This is a genomic window from Neokomagataea anthophila (genome assembly GCF_018122595.1).
Taxonomy (GTDB): domain Bacteria; phylum Pseudomonadota; class Alphaproteobacteria; order Acetobacterales; family Acetobacteraceae; genus Gluconobacter; species Gluconobacter anthophilus.
Map to the genome: position 1 here is coordinate 596,171 of NZ_JAGRQH010000001.1, position 15,145 is coordinate 611,315.

At 50.4% G+C, this 15,145-nt stretch carries 16 protein-coding genes and 2 tRNA genes; 8 read left to right on the forward strand and 10 right to left on the reverse strand.

Annotated elements, in window-relative coordinates; genetic code table 11:
- Window positions 1–17: 17 nt before the first annotated feature.
- A complete protein-coding gene (gene pqqA / locus KB213_RS02650; protein ID WP_346266654.1) occupies window positions 18–119 on the reverse strand; it encodes a pyrroloquinoline quinone precursor peptide PqqA in 102 nt (33 codons plus the stop codon).
- Between the two features lie 144 nt (window positions 120–263).
- Here pqqA and KB213_RS02655 point away from each other — a divergent pair, with 144 nt between their 5' ends.
- Together KB213_RS02655 and gmk are read left to right on the forward strand one after the other, a co-directional pair.
- Window positions 264–1,553 carry an AI-2E family transporter gene (locus KB213_RS02655; RefSeq protein ID WP_211680496.1) on the forward strand — a complete coding sequence of 430 codons (1,290 nt, stop codon included), beginning with the start codon at window positions 264–266 and terminating at the stop codon, window positions 1,551–1,553.
- 114 nt (window positions 1,554–1,667) lie between these two features.
- Window positions 1,668–2,294: a guanylate kinase gene (gmk, locus tag KB213_RS02660; RefSeq protein WP_211680497.1), complete on the forward strand. Its 627-nt coding sequence runs from the start codon at window positions 1,668–1,670 to the stop codon at window positions 2,292–2,294.
- 45 nt (window positions 2,295–2,339) lie between these two features.
- Here the strand turns inward: gmk and KB213_RS02665 are convergent, their stop codons facing one another.
- From KB213_RS02665 to KB213_RS02695, 7 genes are all read right to left on the reverse strand, one after another.
- Window positions 2,340–4,403, reverse strand: coding sequence for a glycosyltransferase 61 family protein (locus tag KB213_RS02665; RefSeq protein ID WP_211680498.1), 2,064 nt, complete (start codon window positions 4,401–4,403; stop codon window positions 2,340–2,342).
- A gap of 219 nt (window positions 4,404–4,622) precedes the next feature.
- A tRNA-Gln gene (locus tag KB213_RS02670) sits at window positions 4,623–4,697 on the reverse strand.
- Window positions 4,698–4,748: 51 nt separating this feature from the next.
- On the reverse strand, window positions 4,749–5,423 hold the full coding sequence (locus KB213_RS02675) for a TetR family transcriptional regulator (protein ID WP_211680499.1): 675 nt from the start codon (window positions 5,421–5,423) through the stop codon (window positions 4,749–4,751).
- A 139-nt stretch (window positions 5,424–5,562) separates the two neighbouring features.
- Entirely contained in the window at window positions 5,563–6,381 is an 819-nt protein-coding gene (gene proC / locus KB213_RS02680) for a pyrroline-5-carboxylate reductase (protein WP_211680500.1), read from the reverse strand.
- 2 nt (window positions 6,382–6,383) lie between these two features.
- The gene (locus KB213_RS02685; protein ID WP_211680501.1) at window positions 6,384–6,890 is read right to left on the reverse strand and encodes a type III secretion system chaperone family protein; all 507 of its coding nucleotides are present in this window, start codon (window positions 6,888–6,890) and stop codon (window positions 6,384–6,386) included.
- 204 nt (window positions 6,891–7,094) lie between these two features.
- Window positions 7,095–9,785: an aconitate hydratase AcnA gene (acnA, locus tag KB213_RS02690; RefSeq protein WP_211680502.1), complete on the reverse strand. Its 2,691-nt coding sequence runs from the start codon at window positions 9,783–9,785 to the stop codon at window positions 7,095–7,097.
- A gap of 24 nt (window positions 9,786–9,809) precedes the next feature.
- Window positions 9,810–10,844 (reverse strand): isocitrate/isopropylmalate dehydrogenase family protein, encoded by a 1,035-nt coding sequence (locus KB213_RS02695; RefSeq protein ID WP_211680503.1) that lies wholly within the window; start codon window positions 10,842–10,844, stop codon window positions 9,810–9,812.
- 135 nt (window positions 10,845–10,979) lie between these two features.
- On the opposite strand from KB213_RS02695, the gene KB213_RS02700 reads away from it, so the two are divergent.
- Window positions 10,980–11,891: a LysR family transcriptional regulator gene (locus tag KB213_RS02700; protein ID WP_211680504.1), complete on the forward strand. Its 912-nt coding sequence runs from the start codon at window positions 10,980–10,982 to the stop codon at window positions 11,889–11,891.
- 329 nt (window positions 11,892–12,220) lie between these two features.
- A complete protein-coding gene (hemH, locus tag KB213_RS02705; RefSeq protein WP_211680505.1) occupies window positions 12,221–13,252 on the forward strand; it encodes a ferrochelatase in 1,032 nt (343 codons plus the stop codon).
- A 58-nt stretch (window positions 13,253–13,310) separates the two neighbouring features.
- Here the strand turns inward: hemH and KB213_RS02710 are convergent, their stop codons facing one another.
- The gene (locus KB213_RS02710; protein ID WP_211680506.1) at window positions 13,311–13,688 is read right to left on the reverse strand and encodes a hypothetical protein; all 378 of its coding nucleotides are present in this window, start codon (window positions 13,686–13,688) and stop codon (window positions 13,311–13,313) included.
- Between the two features lie 239 nt (window positions 13,689–13,927).
- Between KB213_RS02710 and KB213_RS02715 the strand changes: the two genes are divergently transcribed.
- From KB213_RS02715 to KB213_RS02730, 4 genes are read left to right on the forward strand one after another with little or no spacing between them, the layout of a single operon-like run.
- The gene (locus KB213_RS02715; protein ID WP_211680507.1) at window positions 13,928–14,173 is read left to right on the forward strand and encodes a hypothetical protein; all 246 of its coding nucleotides are present in this window, start codon (window positions 13,928–13,930) and stop codon (window positions 14,171–14,173) included.
- Between the two features lie 37 nt (window positions 14,174–14,210).
- Entirely contained in the window at window positions 14,211–14,489 is a 279-nt protein-coding gene (locus KB213_RS02720) for a hypothetical protein (protein WP_211680508.1), read from the forward strand.
- Window positions 14,486–14,713: a hypothetical protein gene (locus tag KB213_RS02725; protein ID WP_211680509.1), complete on the forward strand. Its 228-nt coding sequence runs from the start codon at window positions 14,486–14,488 to the stop codon at window positions 14,711–14,713. The genes KB213_RS02720 and KB213_RS02725 overlap by 4 nt, the downstream gene beginning before the upstream one ends.
- Window positions 14,710–14,922, forward strand: a complete 213-nt coding sequence (locus KB213_RS02730) for a hypothetical protein (protein WP_211680510.1) — start codon at window positions 14,710–14,712, stop codon at window positions 14,920–14,922. The genes KB213_RS02725 and KB213_RS02730 overlap by 4 nt, the downstream gene beginning before the upstream one ends.
- 27 nt (window positions 14,923–14,949) lie before the next feature.
- Here the strand turns inward: KB213_RS02730 and KB213_RS02735 are convergent.
- Window positions 14,950–15,026 (reverse strand) — tRNA-Pro (locus KB213_RS02735).
- Window positions 15,027–15,145 lie beyond the last annotated feature (119 nt).

Sequence of the window (15,145 nt, forward strand, 5' to 3'; positions counted from 1 at the left end):
GTTTTTCTGCGAAAACCTTACTTGGTTTTACCGCAGACGTAAGAGTTGATTTCTGCGCCCAGTGGGATTTCGGTGACTTTAGGTGTGTTCCAAGCCATGATGTGTTCCATTCTTGTCATGGGAAAGAGAGAATACACTCCCGATATGTGGGCAGAATGTCTGCTCTTGGGGGGGGAGTTCAAGAGTAATTTTGAACAGAACACAAAAACGTGTAGTCGCTTAGGTGGTCCTTTCCGATTAATTCCGTCATTTTCAGGCACTCTATGTCAGGCTCTAAGACTGAAAAAATGCTCAATGGGTCACAACAGGGTGCTGGGAAAGCTGGAACCTCGCCCGATAAAGAACGCGATAAGCCCGGTAAGAAATCAGTTTTTCGCTGGGACGGAGATGATGCGTCTTTGCCGCATTATACTCTGCCTGAGAGTGCGCTGCGGAAGCATATTAATGTCCGGGATATGTGTTTAATCGTACTGGCGGTGCTGGCAGTCTTTTATTCATTGTATTTTACAGCACCGATTCTTTTGCCGTTCGTGTTCGCTATTGTGCTGAATTTGCTCATGCTGGCACCGATGCGTTTCATGACGCAAAAACTTCACCTTCCACGGCATTTAGCGGCATTATTGTTGATCTTCGCAATGTTTGGCTTGGTGGGAGGTGTTGCAACGACCATTTCTGTGCCGGCTGCTGGTTGGTTGTCGCGCGTGCCACAGGCCTTGCCAGCGTTACAGCAGAAAATGGCTCTTCTGCGTGGCCCTATTGATGCGTTGCAGTCCGATTATGTACGGCTATCAGCATTGTTTAACGGGCACCATTCTGTGCGCGTTTTGCATGCTAATTCCTCATTGGGGGGTGATGGCGCTTTATCACGCTTTGGTTCGTCAGTTTTGGCTGGAACGCGTGACTTTGCGGATGGCTTTTTTTCCATGCTGCTGATGCTGTTTTTTTTGATGACGGAAGGCGACACGCTTCTGCGTCGGGTGGTCGAAATTATGCCGACCTTTGCTGAAAAACGGCGTGTTGTGCAAATGGCTTTACAGATTGAACGGAATGTTTCGGTTTATCTGGTCACGGTTACGATTATGAATGTCTTGGTGGGCGTTCTTAATGTTTTACAATGTTGGTTAACGGGAGTGCCTAACCCATTATTGTGGGGTGTGTTGGCATTTTTGTTGAATTATATCCCGATCATTGGACCGCTGACAGGGATGGTGGTGTATTTTGTTGTTGGGTTGTTTTGTTTCTCCTCCGTATTACATGCGCTTATTCCGCCATTGATTTATCTTTTTGTACATATTCTAGAGGGCGAGACGATTACGCCAATGCTCTTGGCGCGACGTTTTACGTTGAACCCTGTTTTTGTTGTTGGGTCATTACTGTTTTGGGATTGGATGTGGGGCATTTCGGGAGCGATTTTATCTGTGCCGATGCTCGCTGTTTTTAAGATTATTTGTGATCATATCGAAGTTTTAGCGCCTTTTGGGCATATTTTAGGTGGGCCCCCGCGGCGAACTTTAGGCAATACGTTGGCAGCGCAATTGCAGCATGATGCGTGATGTTTAAGGTTAAGATGAGGGGGCTGTTTTCAGGTTGTCAATTTTCGGGCATGAAACAGGGCAATCATGATGTCGCCCCAGAATGTGGGCGGCGAGCGTAACAAGGAGTTCCTTATGACGCGCCCGTCCCGCCGTGGGGTTTGTTTTATTATTTCAGCGCCGTCAGGTGCAGGAAAATCTACGATTGCGAATGCTTTACGTGCCTCTGAGCCTTCTTTGAAGCATTCTGTGTCGGTAACAACGCGGCAGCCACGCCCAGGGGAAGTGGAAGGCGTTCATTACCATTTTCGGGATTTAGAGACCTTTCGCAGTATGGCTGAGAAAGGTGAGCTTCTCGAATGGGCAGAGGTGTTTGGCCGGGGGTATGGGACACCACGTCAGCCTGTTGAAGAGGCTTTGGCCGCGGGTCATGACATGGTGTTTGACATTGATTGGCAGGGTCATCGTTTGATGCGTGCCGCTATGCCAGATGATGTGGTGAGTTTGTTTGTATTGCCACCTTCCTTAGAGGAGTTGGAGCGACGTTTGCACCGGCGTGCATCAGATCATCCGGAGGAAATTGAGAAGCGGATGCGTGCGGCGCTTGATGAGATATCTCATTGGTCTGAATTTGATCATGTGATTGTTAATAATGAGTTGGATTCTGCAATTGGTCAGGCTCGTTCTGTTTTGCAGTCTGCGCGCCAAGTAACGCGCCGCCAAACGGGTATTGCAGAAATGGTCAAAACGTTTTCGCGTTAATTGATGGAATGGCGTCTATTGAAATAATAGACGCCATTTTTTTTATTAAGAAAGTGAATCAAAGAAATATAAAAGATCGCTTTGATCACAACTATAGAATGTATTGTTATATTCGTCCGTGTAGGTTTGGTTCTCATAGATAATGATGTTTTTATCTTGAGAAACGCGTCCGATATTAATTTGGACGTTTCCTAAAGGATTAATAGTACCAATTGTCATGCCGGATTTTGAATAAATAGAAGCATGTTGAGCAGAGCCATGCTCACCAATTTGTATTTTTGTTTCAGCCATCAAGCGTATTTGATCACGAATGGAGAGGCGTTCAGGTGAGACCAGTTCAAACCCGCGTTTTACAGCTTCAGCTTCGAACCAGTCTTGTTGTTTAAAAATACGTTGGTGTGATTTATTGACTTCCCATGATTTTCTACTGAGGCAAATTTTTCTAAAAGGTTGAACATCGTTACTAAAAGCATTGCGATAAAAATCTTTAGTGAATGGATTGAAAGTATAATCACGATGTAAGTATTCAGATGTAATTGCTTTTTTAATGAGCCATTTATCATTCTCATGGTCGAAAAATTTAATGTTTTCTTTTTCGATTCCAAGTGTTTCTTTTAATAAAGAAAAGGCCCATTGGGGGGTTTTTAAAGGCATGACAACTTTTAATTTATGGAATTCATGTTCCCCTAAAACCTTCTTAATTAGGCCAATTCTTGGAATTTCATCGACTATATAATGGCCGTAGCAGCCATAACCGGCACCAAAGGCGACGATGACGGGTTCATTGATAATATGGGTAATGTTGGTTTGAGTGGGTTGTTGCCAGTGCCCATCACGCGTTTCAGTTTCGCAAACGTGAGAGAGGTAGCTGTCTAGTTGAATGAAAGTATCATCTTTCCATAAGCCGCCAGGTCCGCTGAGGCTTATATTGCTCCATTCATACACATGAGCTGCAGGTGTGATGACGTGTTTATTTTGACGTTCGCACCAATCAGGGTGGTGGTCGTGCCCGATTACGGTGAGTGGGGTGCTAGGGGGGATGATGCTAGCATCTGCTTTGCCGAGCACACGATCAGCGGAAGGGAGCAGGCCTGTATGGTTTTCTTTTTCAAGGATGCTCGTGGAAGGAATGGTTTTTAAGGAGTGTGGATGATGAGAAGAAGATAGGAATTCATCCTGCCCATTGAAATCAACGAAGCAAGAGAAGATATTGTAAGGAACAAATTTAACAATATTATTTTCAAATACGTCATCATTTTCACAGTAAGAATCAAGAATACTAAGAGTTAGAGCTTGATTATCTGTAAAATGATTATGAGAAAAATCTTGTTTTTTCTCATCTATCATTTTTATGGCGCGGTCTAAAAAGCGTTTGATAAGAGGGTGGCGGGGTTTTGCGGCAATAAAGAATTTTTCAATTCTATTTTCATTGGAAAAAAGAATGAGATTACTTTGATTGCTCACGAAATGTGAAATTGAAGCACGGCAAGCAGAAAAGACGTCGGCAAAAACGCCTCCTTCCCAGTAGAGAAAGGCGAGTGCCATAAAGTCAGCTTTTCCAGCAGGATATGTAATACTATTATAAGTATTTACAAATATATCACCGAAGTTTTTGGATAAATAATTTATTGAATGCTCTTCATCAAAGCACTCGTAAGAAAAAAGAGGATTTTTTTGATACCAAGTTGTTTTTTGGGCTGATTTTTTGTCAAAAAAAGGTTTGTCTGGTCTGCATTGAATGATTTTGTATGGGATATTACTGTTTTTTACATCTTCAGGGAGCGTTATGAAATGCTCTTGTTTTGAGGATGGTGAGCTTTGAGGTATGTATTTTAGAAAATCATTCCAGCCGGAGCCAAACTGTCGGGCAGTGATATAGATGATTTTTGCCCAGAATTTTTGTTCTTCGTGTATCGATGTATTATTGAGCATGAAGCTCGCATGGTTTTTTAAGTCAGAGAGTATTGTTTCTTGTTTTTCAATATCAAAATTTTTCAAATAAGTTATGTGGCTGTAGTCTTTTAAATTAATATATTCACTGGATGAGAAGGCTTCATTTAAAAGTTTTTGTTTCCAAGCAAGGAGACTATTCTGATCGAAGTCATACATAATGAAGCTCTTTCATCCGCAAAGGTGACTTTCTTATTCTTTTCACCATACATGGGAAGGCTTTTATCCCAAAGAGCTATTCTTTTGATGAACTGGCATTAAGATAAAGTTTATATGGCTAAAGCTTGAGCAGGTGCAACGCACGGAGCATTTCTGAAATTAAGAACTTCTATCTCTTTAGATGAGATTTTTTATGATTTAATATTTGGGAAGGTGTTCTGGCTGGGGCGGGAGGATTCGAACCTCCGCATGGCGGAATCAAAATCCGCTGCCTTACCGCTTGGCTACGCCCCAAGAACGAGAGCCTTTTAATCCAACTTTTGGGGGCGCGTAAACCCCCTTTTTTCAATATTCGACTTCTAAATCGTGATTAGGGAGCGTTGAGCGGTTGAGAGCTTGGTGAAGCTTCTGACGAGGGGAGGGTTGAAGGGCACCAAAACGCTCAGCTTTTTCGAGGTTTTTTTCGAGGGCAGCCATGGTGGTGCCTAGATCTGCGCTTTCGTCTTTATGCCACGTGTTGAGCGAGATGGCCCAAATGCCGGAAATAGCTTTAATGCGCAAAGCACCGCGCAATCCGGAGCCATCAATGCCTGCCGTTTCTGCAATCCAGCGCATGGAATCGAGAGTTAAAGCGCCGAGTAAGGCGGCGAGAGGGGGATCTAGCGGTAGTGCCTGCATGACGGCCTGCACACCTGAGCGATATTCTTGCAGAACATCAAGGCGGCGCATGAGCAGATCAAAGAGGCGCTCTTTGATTGCTCCTTCGCTTTCATCGCGTAGAGCGCTGCTATCGGCGAGTTGAGAAAGGGTGATGAGGAGTTTTGCTTTGTAGGGAAAGCGTGCACGCACGGCATCAACAGGTAGGTTAGCGTCAGCTGCGGCATCAACCAGTGAAAAACGATGCCAGCCTTCTGAACCAGCGCGGTCAAAGGCAGCGCGGAGAAGAGCAGAGTCAAATGGGTTCACGGGCGTGTCATTGTGTAATGATGCGCCATCGGGTGTCTTGAATCCGTCGTCCATCTGCATCTCCTGAAACCTATTTATGCCGTTCTCTGCGAGAGAATCGTGTTTTTGTCCAGTCAGTTGCATAAGACGGCGGCTAAACTGGGAGAATAGGCGTTACTGGAGTGGTAATTTTCCAGTAACGCGATGTCGCGTCTTAGCCGGCTAATTCTTCAGCACGGCGAACAGCGGCAGAAATGGCTTTATCAACTGCACGGGGCCATGCTTCTTCTTGCATGAGCTCCGAAAGAGCAGCAGCTGTTGTGCCATTTGGGCTTGTGACAGCTTTACGCAATGTCTCGGCATCATCCGGGAGTTCATTGAGCATGCGCCCGGCGCCGTAGATGGTACCACGAGCGAGACGGCGTGCTGTTTCGGCGGAGAGGCCGTGTGCTTGGCCTGCTTTTTCAAGCAGTTCTGCCAAAAGAAACACATAAGCCGGGCCGGAACCTGCGAGTGCCGTTACGCCGAGTAAGTCTTTTTCTTCGCTGACTTCGACAACGTCTCCTACAGCGGAGAGGAGGTCATGACAGAGGCGCGTTTGTGTTTCTGTGCAGTCAGGGGCAGCGTAGAGGCCGCTGACACCGGCACCGATGGTTGATGGGGTGTTGGGCATAGCGCGCAGCGTTGGGCATTTCTGCCCGGCTTTTTGCGCTGCTGCGCTGAGGGAGGCGCAGGTACGTCCGGCCATTACGGAGAGGAACGCGGCGTTTTCTAGACGCTGCCCGAGGGTTTGCGTCAGAGAGGTGATCACGTCATCTGCGACGGCGGGTTTAACGGCGAGGACGATGATATCTGGTGCAAAATCATCTGGTACGCTGTCTGCGCTGCGAATGATGGTGACATTCTCATTATCGCAGTTTCTGTGGCGGTCCAGCACGACCATGCGCGGCGGGTTGGGCGAGGCGAGCCACCCATCAAGGAGGGCACCGCCGAGTTTTCCGCAGCCTGCAAGAAGAATGGAGGTGGAAGGCATGGTCAAGCGTCTCCGATACAGTCAAGCATTGCGGCATCCAGTGCATTTTGAGGGGTTTGTCCGCCCCAAAGTGCGAATTGGAATGCCGGGTAAAAGCGATCGCATTCCGCGAGTGAAATGTCGATCAAGTCTTCCATGCTTTCGCTTGGGAGAGAAGAGGTTCCACGCGTTAGAAGGGTGTGGCGGTAGGAAGGGACTTTTGTTTCGGCATCAAGAACGAAATGTCCTACCCAAAGATGGTTATTGGCGAGTGAGATGAGTTCGTACACATCACTGCGGGTTTTTTGGGGTGCCTTTAAGTCGAAGACGCAGTTGAGGTGCAGGGCCGATAATTCGTCTGACCATGTGAAGATCAGTCCGTAATGCCCCCATTGGCCAGGAGCTTCGGCCACCATTTCGTTGGGGCCAAGGCGTTCAAATTCCCATTCATACAAGCCGAGGACTTGTTCCATGAGGTCAAGCGGGTGTGATTCGCTTTCGGAGTGGGACGAGGTGTTCAAGGCAGGCATCGCGGGTCTCCCAAGGCCGTGGAAGTTCCCGCCGGTGGCGCGCCGGCGGGCGCTCCATCTGTGTCTGCATAACTGACCGCGTAAACGTGATCAGATCACAATACGTTATGGATGGAGTGCCCGGAGTGCAAGAAGAACATGTAGTGGGGTGCTGTATGTTCTTCCCTCTATTGCCCGATGAGCAACAGAGGGAGGGTTCTGATGTTAAGCGGAGGCCATGCCGCGCAGTACGTAAGGCAGGATGCCGCCATGCTGGAAATAGGCCACTTCATCAATGGTATCGACGCGGCACAGTAGCGGGACGCTCTGTGTGCTGCCGTCTTGGCGGGTGATGGTCATGGTGAGGGTTTTGCCCGGTGCCAGATCGTCAATGCCTTCGATGGCGATGGTTTCGGAACCATTTAAGCCGAGGGTTTTACGGGTGGTGCCCGGTTCGAAGGTCAGGGGTAGAACGCCCATACCGACGAGGTTTGAACGGTGGATGCGCTCAAAGCTTTCGGTGATGACGGCGGTAATACCGAGGAGGCGTGTGCCTTTAGCGGCCCAGTCACGGGAGGACCCCATGCCGTATTCTTTGCCGCCGAAGACAACAAGCGGTGTTCCAGCCTCTTCATAACGCTTTGCGGCATCATAGATCGGCATGACGGTGCCGTCTGGCTGGAAGGAGGTCATGCCGCCTTCTGTGCCGGGGGCCATTTCGTTGCGGATACGGATATTGGCAAAGGTGCCACGGACCATGATGCGGTCATTACCACGGCGGGAGCCGTAGGAGTTGAAGTCACGCACGGGGACTTGGTGTGATTGCAGGTATTCACCAGCGGGTGTGCTGGCAGCAATCGCTCCGGCGGGGGAGATATGGTCTGTGGTGATGTTATCACCGAGCAGGGCCAAGATACGCGCGCCGGTAATGTCTTTGCGTGGTGCGGGTTCAGCTGTCAGTCCGTCAAAATAGGGTGGGTTCTGCACATAGGTGGAGCTTGGTTGCCAGTTAAAGGTAGCAGAATCCGCTGCTGCGCCGAGGGCTTGCCATTCTGGGGTGCCTTCGGTGATTTTGCCGTAGCGTTCGACGAAGGCTTCACGCGTGACGGCGGAACCGATGAGTTCAGCGACTTCAGCATTGCTGGGCCAGATGTCTTTCAGGCGTATTTCTTGACCGTCTGGACCATGGCCGAGAATTGCTGTGGTGATATCCTCGCGCATGGTGCCGAAGAGCGCGTAAGCGACGACGAGTGGCGGGCTGGCAAGGTAGTTTGCGCGGACGTTCGGGGAGATACGCCCCTCGAAGTTGCGGTTGCCAGAGAGAACGGAAGTTGCCACGAGGCTGTTTTCTTCGATTGCATCGACGATGTTTTGCGGCAATGGGCCGGAGTTGCCGATGCAGGTGGTGCAGCCATATCCGACTGTATCGAAGCCCAGCGCGCTGAGGTCTTCGGTAAGGTTCGCGCGGTCCAGGTAGTCGGTAACGACTTGGGAGCCCGGCGCGAGGGATGTTTTGACCCATGGCTTAGGCGTCAGGCCCAAAGCGCGTGCTTTGCGTGCGACGAGGCCAGCAGCGATGAGTACGGCTGGGTTGGATGTGTTCGTACAGGAGGTAATGGCTGCGATCACGACGGAGCCGTGGCCGATGCTGTAATCGGTTCCTGCGACAGGAGCGGTGGTTTGTGTCTTGTCTGCTGCAACACCGAGCGTTTCGGTCAGGGCTTTTTCGAAAGACGGTGCGGCGACATCGAGGGCGACGCGGTCTTGCGGGCGCTTTGGGCCTGCGAGGGAGGGGCGTACGGTTGAGATGTCGAGAGACAAAGACGAAGTGAAGACAGGGTCTGGCGTGTTGGCATCACGGAACATGCCTTGTGCGCGCAGATAGGCTTCTGTCAGTGCGATTTGGTGTTCGTCACGGCCTGTTTGGCGCATGTAGTCGAGCGCTTGTGCATCAACCGGGAAGAAACCGCAGGTTGCGCCATATTCGGGGGCCATATTGGCGATTGTGGCGCGGTCTGCCAGTGGTAGATCATTTAGCGCTGGGCCGTAGAACTCCACGAATTTACCGACAACGCCTTTGGCACGCAGCATCTGGGTGATGGTCAGAACGAGGTCTGTTGCGGTCGTGCCTTCTGGGAGTTTGCCTTCCATACGGAAGCCGATCACATCCGGGATCAGCATGGCAATGGGCTGGCCGAGCATGGCAGCTTCTGCCTCAATGCCGCCCACGCCCCAACCGAGAACACCGAGGCCGTTGACCATCGTGGTATGGGAATCGGTGCCGTAGAGTGTGTCTGGGTAGGCGTAGGTGGTGCCGTCAATCTCACGGGTCCAGACGACGCGAGAGAGATATTCCAAGTTCACTTGATGGCAGATTCCAGCGCCGGGCGGGACAACGCGGAACTGATCAAAAGCTTGTTGGCCCCAGCGCAGGAAGGCGTAACGCTCACCATTGCGCTCGAACTCGCGGGTGACGTTTTGCTGGAGCGCGTCTTCACGGCCAGAGACATCCACCATGACGGAGTGGTCAATGACCAGATCCACCGGGACGAGTGGGTTCACGCGGCGTGGGTCACCACCGAGGGAGAGGATACCATCACGCATGGCGGCAAGATCCACGACGGCAGGAACGCCGGTGAAGTCTTGCATCAGGATGCGGGCAGGCTTGAAGGGGACTTCTTGTGTGGAGCTAGCGTTCTTGAGCCAGTCTGCAATGGCTTGGGCGTCTGCTTCTGTGTAGCTGGTGCCGTCTGTGAAGCGGAGGGTGTTTTCCAGCAGGATTTTGAGGCTGACGGGCAGGCGGGAAATATCGCCAATCTTCTCCGCTGCTGCAGGCAGTGAGAAGTAGCGGTAGGAGCGGCCATCAACGCTTAGGTCACGGCCAGCATTCAGGAGGTCGTTGCCGACGAGTTTCATAAAAATATCTCCGAAAGGGCGTGATTAGCGGATAGCGCGCAGCAGTGCTTGTGTGACGTCTTCTGTGGTGGCGGAGCCGCCGAGGTCACGGGTGCGGACGCCGTCGACTTCAATGATGTGTTTCATGGCGTTGTCGAGGCGTTGTGAGAGGTCGATGCGGCCAACATGGGCGAGCATCATGCTGCCAGCCATCATCAGAGCCAGTGGGTTCGCAATGCCTTTGCCTGCGATGTCCGGTGCGGAGCCGTGGACGGCTTCAAACAGGCCCATGGATTCACCGATATTCGCGCCGGGCGCCATGCCAAGCCCACCGACGAGGCCCGCTGTTAGGTCAGACAGAATATCGCCAAATAGATTGGTCGTGACCATGACGTCATATTGTTCTGGCTTCACGACCAGTTCCATGGCGCAGGCATCGACGATTTTTTCTTCGACGGCGACGCGGCCTTCATATTCTGCTGCGACGCGGCGGCCTTCTTCTAAGAACAACCCACTGAGGATTTTCAGGATGTTGGCTTTATGGACCAGTGTAACCTTCTTGCGGCCGTTCTTCAGGGCGTATTCGAAGGCAAAGCGTACGATGCGGTTACATTCTGTGCGGGTGTTGTAGCCCGCACCGTAGGCGACGGCTTGTGGGTCATTCCCTGAAGGTAGGTAGTGCTCCATCGCGGCGTATAGGCCTTCGACGTTTTCACGAATCACGACGAGGTCAACATTCTCATAGCGGCCGCCGGGCACGAGCGTATGAGTGGGGCGGACATTCGCGTAGAGGTCAAATTTTTGGCGCAGCGTGACGTTGATGGAGCGGAACCCTTTGCCGACGGGAGTCGTCAGCGGGCCTTTGAGCACCAGGCCGGTGCGTTGGATGCTTTCGAGGGTTTTTTCTGGCAGGGCGGTGCCTTCTTTTTCGAAAGCGCCGAGGCCGGCTTCTTGGCGGTCCCATTCGAAAGGAGCGCCGAGTGCATCGAGGACGGTTGTGACGGAGGCTGTAATGTCGGGACCGATACCGTCACCGGCGATGAGGGTGGCGGGGATGCGTTCGACGTGTGCGCTGGTCATTGGAACGTCCTCTAGCTGGGTATGTGGGCAGGAACTCTACAAAGAGCGCCTCATTTTGTGCCGGGGATTGTACGAGTGAACGTTAGGAAGGGGCAATGTTTGCACCGGGCAATTGTTATACCCTAAAGGTATGGCATGCTTGAGTTACGTCATCTCCGCGCCATGATTGCTATTGCTGAAGAGGGTAATTTGACCCTTGCTGCCGAACGGTTGGGTATTCAGCAGCCTCCCTTAACGCGTCTTTTGCGTAGGGCTGAGCAGATATTGGGGGTTATTTTATTTGAACGGCATGCGCGTGGGATGCGTCTGACGGCTGCGGGGCGCACGTTGTTGGATGGGGCTTATGACATTGTCGATCGTTTGGATGAAGCGGTGCGTGATGTTGGTCGTGTGATGCGGGGTGAAAGCGGTGAGTTGGCTGTTGGTTTTACAAACTCGGCGATGTGTCATCCGAGTCTTCCGGCAGTTTTAGGAGACTTCCGTCAACGTTGGCCGGATGTTGATGTGAGTTTGACGGAAGGGAATTCGAGCCAATTGCTGGGGGCACTGCGCGATGAACGGGTGGATGTAGCCTTTGTGCGGGCGTCGATTCCGGATGCGTCCGATATTGTTGTCGAACAGCTTTTTGATGAGCCTATGGTGGTTGCCGTACCGACGAATCACCCTTTGGCGCGGGGGGAGCATACGGATGGTGTGCGTTTGGGAGATTTGGAAGGCGAAGATTTCATCCTGTATCAGAGCCAATACAATAATGGTTTGTACCGTACGATTGTTGATGCCTGTCATGGTGCTGGGTTTAGTCCAATTATACGGCAGAAGGGACCGCAGCTTGTGGCAGCTCTTAATTTGGTAGCAGGTGGGCTTGGTCTTTCGATTGTACCGCAATCTATGTGCGAGCATCATCCCGCGCAGATTCGGTATTTGCCTCTTTCTAAGAAAACGCCTTTGACGGCATCATTATATTTGGTTTTTCGATCCGTGCGGATGAGTGGTGCAAAATTGTATTTTATCCATCAGGCACGAAAAATGCGGTGTGCCGCCGTTTAAAAGGGGTGTGACATTTTTTTTGCACGGAGATGCATTTTTTTCTTGAAACTGAAAAGTAAGATTGCCACTCTCCTAATTGAGCTCAGGAACTTCCCACAAGAGCTCTAGGAGGTCAGCAATGAACTTCATGATTACCTCACCAGTTTACTTCGAAATCTCGATGATTTGTGTTGGGTTACTTGCGGCAGCGACGTGTAGTGGGTTTTTAAGACCATCCTTGTCCTACGCTCGTGTGCGGCACCGACGATAGCGTCCCTTATGGGACGCGTTTCGCTCCGAGGTAAGGACGAGAGGTTGCAACTTTCTCGTACCTGATTGTTTATAAGATTATGGCTTTTATTTACCGAACTCCTCGTACGTCTATTCCTGAAACCGGCCGCACGGGTGTGTTGTTGGTAAACTTAGGTACGCCAGATGGTACCGGGTATTGGGCCGTACGGCGTTATCTTAGTGAGTTTTTGTCAGATCGGCGTGTGATTGAGGCGCCCTCCTTTATTTGGCAGCCAATTTTGCAGGGCCCTGTATTGGCGCGTCGTCCTTTTGCCAGTGGGGCAAATTATGCCCGCATTTGGGATCGTGAGGAAAATGCCTCTCCCTTGCGGGTTTATACAAAACGGCAAGCTGAGTTGCTGAAAGAGCGTTTCGCGCAGGATGATGTGCCGGTTGCTTGGGGTATGCGTTATGGCAAGCCGTCTATTGCGCAAGCTGTTGATGAGTTGATGGATCAAGGGTGTGATCGCATCATTAGTGTTCCGCTTTATCCCCAATATTCTGCGACGACGACAGCGACGGCGAATGATCAGTTGTTTCGTGCGCTAATGCGCTTGCGTGGTCAGCCTTCAGTGTTGACGGTGCCGTCTTTTCCAGATCATCCGTTGTTTATTAAAGGGTTAGAAGAATCAGTGCGCCGAACGTTAGCAGGGCTTTCTTTCAAGCCTCAGCGTTTGGTGGTGTCGTTCCATGGGTTGCCTAAGATTTGCGTGGAAAAAGGTGATCGGTATCGGGATGAGTGTGAGCGTACGGTATCGGCATTGCGGCAAGCTTTGGATTTGACGGAAGAGCAGGTGCCGCTGACGTTCCAATCTCGGTTTGGGCCGATGGAGTGGTTGCAGCCTTATACGTCTGAGTTTGTTTCGAAGTTACCTGAACAAGGTATTACGCGTATTGCTGTGATCACGCCTGGCTTTATGGCGGATTGTATTGAGACGTTGGATGAAATTGGCAATGAGCTGCGCGAAGAGTTCATAGAAGAAGGCGGTGAAGAGTTTGCTTTGGTGCCATGTTTGAATGATGATTCGGCTGCCATTGATTTGCTGGAAGATTTGACGCGTAAAGCGTTGAAGGGTTTTTCGGTGGAGTAACTTAAGGTTTTTGGTAAGAAAAAGGCCGCCGGAAAATGCTCCGGCGGCCTTTTTTGTTTTAGCGCTGAGGTGCAGCAGCTGCAGGCTGTTGGTTGCTGCTACCCGTGTCTGGGTGTTCAGCGTCGTACCAAGCAGCCTTTTGTTTCACAGAAGAAGAATCGTGGTGGCTTTGCCACCAGCTTGCTTTTTGGTCTGGTGATGCAGGGTGTTCTTTGTCCCAAAGAGCAGCCTTTTCAGCGAGGCTCTTACGGTACTGATGGCGTGTGTACATACCAGCGACACAGCCGCCGATTGCGCCGAGGACGCCGTGCTTTACGAGGTGACCGCCAACAGCACCTGCTGCGCCATATTTTAAGCAGCCACCGGGTTCAGCCAGTGCAGGAGAAGCGGTGGTGAGTGCGGTGAGGAGCAGTACGCCACGGAGAGTGCGGTTCATGAAAACCTCCTAAATGCAGCAGATAAAAGTACTCTTCTTGGATAGGAGGAAAGTGGAGTGTAATCAACTGCACTTCTGTTTGTGAGAGAATTATAGCTTGCAAAAAGCGCGCAGTTCAGATAGGTATTGTGGCATTAAGCCATAGATTGTTGTTGTGCTTAATATATTCGATAAAAATTTTAGTAAAGCGCCATTCCATATCGGAAGAGGCGCTTTTTTGTTTTTAAAGGTGTTAAATTATGGGTTCATCATTCGTTGATTTTTCTGGGGTATTTAATGCTATTCCACAGCAATATGAATCGTGGATGGCATTTTTTATTATTTTTTGTAAGTTGATTACGGTTGTGGTGCCGCCACCGGTAAGTAATTCATATATCTATAATATTTACAAAATGATTTCTTTTATGGGTTTGAACATTGGGTGGGCTTCAAATTGTTTGACGTCTATTAAGGATAAGGAGTTATCTAATGTAAAAAATAAATAATAATTAAAATAAACATCAATATATAGGGAATTATTTTATGTCTTTTTCTTCAGTTTCTTCTTTCGAAGCTCTTATCAACCGTACGCTGGGTAAGTCTGATACGGATACAGTGCAGCAGGGCGTGCGTGTTGGTGGAATGATCGCTCAAGGTGTTTTGGAGGCACTTGTATCTCGCCTTGGGGCACATATGAATGTGACTGAGCTTGATGCAGCTATGACAAAAATTTTTGATGGGGCTACTGAGTTGGAAGAGGCTCTGTCTCCGGTTGTGACACCAGCGACGCAACCGGGTGTCGTGGCGTCTTCTACTCTGTGACTGTGAACCTGATTGTGCTTGCTTCTGTGGTTGTATTGATCATGGGAGCAGGCATCTTGCTGTATCGTGCGGGGGGGCGTGGCCGACAGGCACAAACAGCGCAGCAAGATATTCAGGCTATTCAGAATGAAAACATTGCTTTGCAGCGTATGGCACAGGCGCGGGTTGATGCTCCGCGTTCACGCGATGAGTTGCTGGCCGCGTTGGATCGTGGGGATGCATGAAATATACGATTTATTTAGGAGGTTTGTTACTTTTGAGCGGCTGTGCGAGCGAAGGAAAGCCTGCATTGTGCCCAGCTATGCGCGGATGGGATAAATCATTTCAGCAGGAAATGGCAGCAGAGGTGCGGGGCCATTGGCAGGATTGCCCTGCACTTGTGGAGAGTGCTGTGCAGCTAGTGGAACTTCACCGTGCTTGCGGTGTTCAATAAGATTTTTTTGTATTGGAAAATGGCGGCTGGTCGGAGTGAGAGGATTCGAACCTCCGGCCCCTGCGTCCCGAACACAGTGCTCTACCAGGCTGAGCTACACTCCGGCCGACGGCGCATCCTGTAACGAGAAATACTTACATTTGCAAGAGTACAAACGTAAAAGAAAGCATTTTAGTGTGAAGTTTCAGAGGCTTCCCACCATTATGGTGGGGTGGTGGGAAGC